This window comes from Paenibacillus sp. 01L418 (assembly GCF_056400045.1).
Map to the genome: position 1 here is coordinate 1 of NZ_JBFTSN010000302.1, position 8110 is coordinate 8110.

Annotated in this window: 9 protein-coding genes and 2 pseudogenes; 10 read left to right on the forward strand and 1 reads right to left on the reverse strand. The window is 45.4% G+C overall.

The features are described from left to right. From AC1DSE_RS25545 to AC1DSE_RS25580, 8 genes and pseudogenes are all read left to right on the forward strand, one after another. A pseudogene (locus AC1DSE_RS25545) lies at positions 1-367 on the forward strand (GNAT family N-acetyltransferase); the annotation flags it as partial. A gap of 428 nt (positions 368-795) precedes the next feature. Next, positions 796-1188, forward strand: a complete 393-nt coding sequence (locus AC1DSE_RS25550; RefSeq protein WP_477528382.1) for a transposase zinc-binding domain-containing protein — start codon at positions 796-798, stop codon at positions 1186-1188. Between the two features lie 43 nt (positions 1189-1231). Continuing rightward, positions 1232-1947, forward strand: a pseudogene (locus tag AC1DSE_RS25555) (transposase). Between the two features lie 363 nt (positions 1948-2310). Further along, positions 2311-2754 (forward strand): MarR family winged helix-turn-helix transcriptional regulator, encoded by a 444-nt coding sequence (locus AC1DSE_RS25560; protein ID WP_339203244.1) that lies wholly within the window; start codon positions 2311-2313, stop codon positions 2752-2754. A gap of 22 nt (positions 2755-2776) precedes the next feature. Beyond that, positions 2777-3988, forward strand: a complete 1212-nt coding sequence (locus AC1DSE_RS25565; protein ID WP_477509135.1) for an MFS transporter — start codon at positions 2777-2779, stop codon at positions 3986-3988. Positions 3989-4121: 133 nt separating this feature from the next. Then, positions 4122-4544 (forward strand): TolB family protein, encoded by a 423-nt coding sequence (locus AC1DSE_RS25570; RefSeq protein WP_477509134.1) that lies wholly within the window; start codon positions 4122-4124, stop codon positions 4542-4544. Between the two features lie 83 nt (positions 4545-4627). Continuing rightward, positions 4628-4915: a TolB family protein gene (locus AC1DSE_RS25575; protein ID WP_477528383.1), complete on the forward strand. Its 288-nt coding sequence runs from the start codon at positions 4628-4630 to the stop codon at positions 4913-4915. A gap of 381 nt (positions 4916-5296) precedes the next feature. Then, positions 5297-5446, forward strand: coding sequence for a hypothetical protein (locus AC1DSE_RS25580; RefSeq protein WP_477509132.1), 150 nt, complete (start codon positions 5297-5299; stop codon positions 5444-5446). On the opposite strand, the gene AC1DSE_RS25585 is transcribed toward AC1DSE_RS25580, so the two are convergent. Further along, positions 5438-6748, reverse strand: coding sequence for an amidohydrolase family protein (locus tag AC1DSE_RS25585; RefSeq protein ID WP_477509131.1), 1311 nt, complete (start codon positions 6746-6748; stop codon positions 5438-5440). The two genes, AC1DSE_RS25580 and AC1DSE_RS25585, sit on opposite strands and share 9 nt — an antisense overlap. Before the next feature lie 155 nt (positions 6749-6903). On the opposite strand from AC1DSE_RS25585, the gene AC1DSE_RS25590 reads away from it, so the two are divergent. Next, positions 6904-7332 (forward strand): MarR family winged helix-turn-helix transcriptional regulator, encoded by a 429-nt coding sequence (locus AC1DSE_RS25590; RefSeq protein WP_477509323.1) that lies wholly within the window; start codon positions 6904-6906, stop codon positions 7330-7332. 473 nt (positions 7333-7805) lie between these two features. Beyond that, a partial coding sequence (locus tag AC1DSE_RS25595) for a phosphotransferase-like protein (RefSeq protein ID WP_477528384.1) occupies positions 7806-8110 on the forward strand: 305 nt, incomplete at its 3' end.

Below are 8110 nucleotides of genomic sequence, written 5' to 3' on the forward strand. Positions count from 1 at the left end.
TAGTTGATGAAGGGATTGAACCGAATCAAGATATTGATAGCGAACTCAATTCTTTTTTTCACAATAAGATGAGTGATGGTTCGTTAATCGAGTGGATCGTTGAAGACAATGAAGAAACTATTGCTACGGGTGCAATTATCTTCTATGATTTCCCGCCTTCATTCACAAGTAAGAGTGGTAAAATGGGCTATATCACAAATATGTATACAGACAAGGGATAGCTACGACTTTGTTAAATAAATTAGTTGATGAAGCTAGAATCGCAGGTGTATCAAAAATTTGGCTCGGGGCTTCAACATTAGGTAGACCGGTATATAAAAAGTTTGGTTTTATTGAAGTAGATTATTGGATGGAATTAAATCTTTAGGCAATTACAAATACTCTAATGCCGCGAAAATCGTGGCTTTTTTATTTTGTGGGATAAGGTTCCTGTCAAAAACAAATGACAAGAACTTTATCCCATTCCCGATTTTGATAAGAACTTGAACTCATTCCCGATAGATTGCAGGGAGAAGGTGAAGAAGATAAACATAAAAGTTGTAAACTGAACTCACTAATCAAGCTAACGGGTAACATTAGTTCAATGAATGTCGGGGAACAAGAACATATATGCATAGAGAGCTGCGCGCTGCGCGGCTTTTTCAACATTAAAGAAAGAATTTATATTTTTTCAGGCAAACGGAGGATGAGTTAAAATGATGGTATGGAAGCGAATATCTTAAAGCGGATATTTTTCGATGAGAACCGTCATTGGGAACAATTTGTAGAAAAGATCGTAACCGGATACGGCCATGCGTGCTGAAAGAAGTGGAGAAGTTCCGGAAATGTGGAGATCCGCGGAACGGCTTCATGCTCATGGTGTGCGAAGGATGTCGGTGCAAAGGTCGGTTTTGCACCACCTGCTCTTGTGGGGAAACCGAGGAATGGAGCAGGCTGCTGCTGGATGATGTGCTGCAGGTCCACCATCGTCACGTTGTATTTACGATAGACGAGGGGCTGTGGGATGTCTTTTTGGTGCACCGCCATTTGCTCAAAGCCTACATGGATGAAGCGGTGCGCGTGGTACAAGATTATTTTCAAAAAAAGCTCAAGGTGACGCCTGGCGTCATCGTGGGCTTACATACATTTGGTTCGAGGATGAACTTTAATCCCCATGTCCATATGCTCGTGACGATGGGGGGGGGATGAAAAAAATGGAGAGTGGAAAACCTACGACTTCATACCGTTTGAGATGCTGCGCAAGCAGTGGCAGGTCGTCGTGTTAAAACTAATTCGCAGTCATCTTTCCGGAGCGGAAAAGAGGCAGGTTCAAGCAAGATTGCAAAAAGCGTATACGGAAAATGGTGAAGGCTTCTATGTGTATGCCCCGAAACAGCGGGGGTCCATTCGTGAGCAGCTGCGATACATAGGCCGATACATCCGGCGCCCAGCCATAGCAAGGAAACGGATCAAGGAATATGACGGAGAATACGTGGTGTTCAGCTACCATGATAAAACCAGCGGCGAGGAAAAGACCGAGCCTTGACGGTGGAAGCGTTCATCACGCGATTGATTCGGCACATTCCGGATGAGCATTTCAAGACGATTCGCTACTATGGGGTCTACTCACGGCGAACAAAGGGCGTGAGCAAGAAGTTGATGAGTGCCTGGCAGAAGGTGAGCCGGAAATGGGTAGTGAGAATCCGGCGTATCCTCCGACGCAGAACCTGGCGTGAACGGGTCGGGCACACGACAGGGAAGGACCCACTAGTCTGTCTAAAATGTGAATGTGACTATGAATACAAGGGGGAGGTCTGTCTACAGGTGGGGAAATTGCGGGTGAAGTATGCCCGTTGCCGGATAACCCACGTTTGTCTAGAAAGGATGATTCGTTATCTCACCAGTGTCCAAGAAGCGCAAACCAGCCAAAACGAAAAAAAAGAACCCACTCACAAACGGGCAGGTTAAGTACACATATGCCTCAACTGCAACGGAGAAGAACGCATTCCCCTTCAGATGGTACGGGACTTTGACCGTATGGACGGAGGGGATCCCTTGTGCCCCCTAAATTCTCATGCGAGGATTGTGGAGGAGAGATGTACCCGGAGTATTACAAAGGAATTCACGGGTATGAGTACAACATTTCCGATGTGCGCAGAACCTAATGGACCGTCAGGGAGATCTATCCTGACGGTTTTTCTTAATTATCGGAAAGGTGAAAGCTTCGTCCTGTCACCGATAAGGAGGGCGTTAGCCTGTTCTTCTTCTGTTGACAAAAATAGTTGTTCTATATATAGTTGTTAAAACAACTAATTAAGAAGGAGGATGGTTATGACGGCAAATGAAAATGTGCTTGAACGATCGCTTGGTGCTTTGATGGGCATCACGTACCGCAAGATGACGAATGTTCTTCAGGCCCGCCTTAAGGATTATGAGATTACAACGGAGCAGTGGTCGGTGCTGTTCCAGGTCGATCAGACAGAGGGGTTGATCCAGAAGGAAATTGCCGAGTTGGCGGGTAAGGATAAGCCGACGACGACCCGGATTCTCGACCATTTGGAAGAAAAGGGGCTGATCTGCCGCAAGATGGCGGAGAACGACAGACGTTCCTTTCAAGTACACAGCACAGAGAAAGGCGCTTCGCTGATCATGGAGACCCTCCCGGTTGAAATGCAGGTAAACCAGGAAATCAAACAATGCATGACGGTTGAAGAGCATGAAATGATCATGAAGCTTCTTCTGCGGATTAATCATCATGTGAGCCAATTATCATAATGTCCGGAAGGAGCATAAAAATATGCAGTCCCAAGAAAGCAGTTCCAGGCTTTGGACCAAACCGTTTCTGATTCTTACCCTTAGCACCCTGCTGTTGTTTTTGAATTTGCAGATGCTGCTTGCGGCTTTCCCGGCCTATGTGAAATCCGCTTTTCAGGCTGACGATATGACCGTAAGTCTAATCATTAGCGTGTTTGCCGGTTCAACAATTATTACACGGTTATTAACCGCCCAACTTATGCGTAAAGTGCGTCGCAATGTGATTTTGTATGCGGGACTTGCTGCCGCATGTCTGTTCACCGTAATGTCTGTTGCCGCGGGTTCAGTCGGTATGCTGCTTGTCATGCGGGTTGGTTTCGGGATCGGGTTCGGAATGGCGAGTACGATTATTCCAACGCTGGTATCTCAAATTATTCCAGGCAAAAGGATGGGGGAAGGCATCGGTTATTTCGGCCTTTCAACCAGTCTGGCTATGTCTGTTGGACCGATTATCGGATTAAGCGTGATGAAGCATGCAGGTTTCACGACACTTGCCATGCTTGGCACGGCGACCATCCTGCTTATTTTTCCCATTCTGCTGCTATCGCGGGCGATTCCGCCTGATACCAGCAAGAAAACAGCGCCAGCAGCAGGCTCCGCTTCCAAGCAATTATTCCATGCCAAATTATTAATCCCCGGACTGCTTAATGTTATTTTGGCTGTGACCTATGGCGGTCTGCTCAGCTTTATCGCCTTGTTCGGGGAATCTGTTCATTTGGAGCAGGTCGGCCTGTTCTTTTTGTTCAATGCGATTGCAGTGATCATTATCCGGCCCGTTTCAGGCAAAATATTCGATCGTTTCGGACATGCTGCTGTTCTCATCCCTGCCGCGATCAGCGTTGTGTCTGCGCTAATGGTTCTATCCTACACAACAACGATGTCGATGCTGATTTTGTCCGCCCTGTTATATGGACTCGGCTTTGGGTCCATTCAGCCCACGCTGCAGGCATGGATGCTTCGTTCCGGCACGCCGCAGCAGTACGGCATGGCCAACAGCATGTTCTATAATACGACTGATCTGGGTATAGCGGTCGGAGCTTTGATTTTGGGTGCCGTTTCATCCATGTCCGATTATGCTTTCATGTACCGGATCTCGGCCGGATTCATGGTCCTGTTTCTGATACTTTATATAGTCGTTCGGCTGTTATCAGCGGTCAGATACAAATTCAAGCAAAGCGCCGGGCAAACAACATAACTTCCTGCAGGGACGGTAAATCGCATATAATAGGTGATTTACCAGGGAAAGAAAAGGGGACAATTCATGAATACGCTAAAGCAGCCGCAGAAAATAATCGGACGCCATGTCATCAGCATGCTGGAGACCGTGAATGTTCAGACTGGGGAGCGCATGGTATTATCCCCATATCGACGATCTGATTGAAGCGCCCAACTGGACCCGCGATGGCAAGACGCTCATTTATAACAGTTTAGGAAGAATATTTGCCTTTGATATCGCTACTCGTACGAGCGCTGTCATCGAGTCGGGTTATGCCACACAGTGCAACAACGATCATGTTCTTTCACCTGATAATTCCCATCTTGCAGTGAGTCATCATACGCAGGAGGACGGCCAGTCCCGTATCTATGTATTTCCGCTGGAAGGGGGAGATCCTGTTCATCTAACAGCACTTGCCCCCAGTTATTTGCACGGCTGGTCCCCGGGAGGAACAACCCTTTCCTACTGGCCGAACGCAATGGACAGTATGATATCTATACCTTCTCGCGGACTGGCGGTGTGGAAAAGCAGTTAACCGATCTTCCGGGACTGGATGACGGACCGGAATATTCTCCGGACGGCAGCTACATATGGTTTAATTCCGTGCGGTCCGGCCTGATGCAAATATGGAGAATGGAACAGGACCGCAGCCAGCAGACTCAAATGACCTTCGATGAAAGCAATAACTGGTTCCCGCATGTTTCACCATCGGGCGAAACCGTTGCGTTTATTGCTTACCGCAAAGAAGATGTCGCGCCGGACGACCATCCGGCAAATAAAGACGTGGAAATCAGGTTGATGCCAAGCGGCGGCGGTGAAACAAAAACGCTTGTCCGGTTATTCGGCGGTCAAGGAACCCTGATTGTAAATAATGGTCGCCGGACAGCAGCCAGCTGGCTTTTGTAAGTTATCGCTTCAAGGACTGATGCCATACAATAAACGGACCCAAAGACGATCCCCCCCGGATTTTCGGCGAGGCCGTTTTTTTGGAACTAGCCGTCAAGGACGCCATCAGGCGTTTTTCTTATTTTGCGGATATATGTTCTTGTCCAAAGCGAAAGACAAGAACATATATCCGCAGCCGTATTAGGACAAGAACATTTAATCATAGCCGATTTTTTTGGCCAGCAGCCACAGCACTATAGTTCAATAATGAAAGGGCTGCCGACTGGTAACCCTTTATTCAACTAACGGGCAGGATAGTTTCAAAATGTAGTAAAATTTAAACAATGACTATATTGATAATCCAATGGGAATAAAACGGGTTTTATTGTATCTGGAGGAACGTTGATCTGGCTGTCGTTCCTGACAGGAGGATTTGGATCTGCAGTCCCTCTTTTTGTCGATTTTACGATCAGCAACGGTATCATCATCTCCGGTTCGCTCATCATTCGCATTGACGACATTGTACAGGGAGATCGAACCCGATTAACCTAGTTGCTGCGAACCATTGAACCACACGGATGTGATCGACAAGGTATCCGAGATATTGGTTGTCGGATCACCGTTTACGAGAATAAGGTCAGCGCGCGCACCTTCGGTAATACGGCCGCGATCGTGAAGACCAAAGCAACGGGCCGGTTTGGAAGTAGCCGATTGAAGAGCTTCAATTGGAGTGAACCCGGCCTTCACCAGCAGCTGCATTTCATGGTGGACGCTTGCTCCGTGAGCAAGGCCGCCAAGGTTCGGAACGGGAACCGGTGCAACATCCGTCCCTACCAGAATATCAACTCCGGCACGGTGAAGATCCATCACATTCTTAAAGCTGTTCTCCATATTGCCTTGCGGGAACGTATTGAAGCTTGAGTTCAAAATACCGATCCAATCCGAACTTAATTTGGAATGAACACGCGGATCATTCGCCAATTCCGATGCCGGTTTCCCAACAATCGATGAGTTCAACACCAAGCACGGTGTAACAAAAGCGCCTGAATCCGCTATGGATTTCACCAACTCGGACGTGTACTCGGGTCTGTCGATAAACAAGTGGCCCAAACCGTCGACTCCAAAATCGATGGCTGCTTGCGATGAAAGAGCCGTCAAGACGTGGGCGATGACCAGCTTATCGAACTTGTGGGCTTCTGTCACGGCTGTTTTTAGAATCTCGTCGCTTAAAACAGGCAGGCCGGGTGCACCCATGACCGTCCCTTCTTCAATCATGATCTTAATATAGTCGGCACCATTCTCCACTTGAGTATGCACATGTTTAATCGCTTCTTCCACCGTTGTCACTTGCGGTATTTCATCGTGATCGTGAGCGTATGCGGCCAACATCGCTTCCCGGTCTTCCTCCGATAACTTTTCTAGCTCCCTTAATACGAATTCCGGTATTTCATCCCCATCCGGCAGCAATTCATCTGGGTGTCCGCCCGGAGCGGTGATTGCTGTGCCGGCAGAACGGACGTCTGCAACGTCATCCACATTTTTTAACTGGATCTCGCGTCCTCTTCTCGTAAAATCGCCRTTCATTTCGAGTTCTGTCGTAACGCCGAATTTTAAGGCATCTCGTAATCCGCCGATTGAGGTGTGGACATGTGCATCAATCAGACCGGGCATTAAAGTCGCATTTTCCCCATCGATAATCGTTGCATCGGCCGGAAGGTCTCCGCCCACTGCAATAATGGACTCCCCTTTGATGACAACATGTCTTGACGCAATAATTTGTTCTCCATCAAAAATACGTACATTTGTAATCGCAGTAACTTGTTCTAACGCAGCATTTTGATTTATCTTCTCCATTTGAAATTCCTCCAATGTGTTTGTTTCTAACAATTCGAAGTATAACTGTTAGAAATCTAACTGTCAATAAACTAAGTTTTTTGACATTCGTATAGGATCACTGTATAGTTTAGTTGCTTACAATTAGCTTTCTAACAATTTCAGGAGGGACGATCATGCAATCCCGAAAGGATACGCCTTATTTGGATTTGTTTCAGATTATCGGTCTTAAATTAAAGAAAAGAGCGGACGAGAGTATAAAGGAACTAGGGTTAAACGCTCAACAAGGAAAAGTAATCGACTATATTTACGAGAACCAAGATAATCATATTATTCAAAAGGACCTTGCAGATCGGTTTCATGTGCGTGGGGCCAGTATTACAAGCATGCTTCAAGGTCTAGAGCAAAAAGGGTTCATTGAGCGCAAAATCCCGGCCAATAATGAACGGCAAAAAAATATATATGTATTGCCAAAAGCGATTGAGTTAATTGAAGGCTTTAATGAATCATTCCAAAAGGTGGAGGATGAAATCGTTCAAGCCCTTACTAACGAGGAGAAGCAAGTCTTAAAGAAATTGTTGATCAAAATCAATGAGCGCATATAAAGAAGAGGATTCCCCATGAGGCTATGGAGACATTTACAAATTAAAATACGCTTGTCCCAGTTGGGGAGCATTTAAAACAGCAAGAAATGAACAATCCATATGGTGCATCAAATAATATTCCTTAGATAACAAGATCTAAACAAAAAGATCAGGAGTGTACAAATAAGCTTTAAGCTAACGGGAAACTATAGCTTATTTTTGTACTTGCATATGACGGAGAAATATTCTGTATATAAGAGGTATCGCCCCCCCTCGCCTCCACCAATACCATGAAGAAACCCGACCTCGTGAGGTCGGGTTTTTTGATTTTTTAGTCATGTTAAGAGCATGTCTTTTATTAAAATAACGGGCAGGATTAATTATAACAGTTCTTTACATCACCACGTTTTGGTGCAAATGTTATACTAATCAGGAAATTACCGTCACCATAGTATTCTTTTTTTGATGATCATGAATAAGAGAGGCATATTAAGATGAAAAAAGGGAAAATCGTATTTCTAAATGGTGTAACTAGTGCTGGAAAAACATCTATAGTAGATGCTATACAGTTAAAATCAGATGAATTTTTTTATGTTGTTGCAAATGACCTTTTTGAAAATACAATAGGCGATAACTATCYCCGTGAAGATTATTGGAAATATTTAAGTGATGCAATTATTATGATGTATCATACTGCTAAACTATTTTCTGACCATGGTAAGAATGTACTAATAGACGGAATTTTGGTTGAAAGACCCGAATTAAAACCGCATTATGAAAAAGTTAAGGATATATTTGC

Excerpts from the sequence above, each read along its gene's own strand:
- AC1DSE_RS25570 (WP_477509134.1), top strand. The coding sequence starts at position 4,122 with ATGTTCAGACTGGGGAGCGCATGGTATTATCCCCATATCGACGATCTG.
- AC1DSE_RS25560 (WP_339203244.1), top strand. The coding sequence starts at position 2,311 with ATGACGGCAAATGAAAATGTGCTTGAACGATCGCTTGGTGCTTTGATG.
- AC1DSE_RS25565 (WP_477509135.1), top strand. The coding sequence starts at position 2,777 with ATGCAGTCCCAAGAAAGCAGTTCCAGGCTTTGGACCAAACCGTTTCTG.
- AC1DSE_RS25590 (WP_477509323.1), top strand. The coding sequence starts at position 6,904 with ATGCAATCCCGAAAGGATACGCCTTATTTGGATTTGTTTCAGATTATC.
- AC1DSE_RS25575 (WP_477528383.1), top strand. The coding sequence starts at position 4,628 with ATGCAAATATGGAGAATGGAACAGGACCGCAGCCAGCAGACTCAAATG.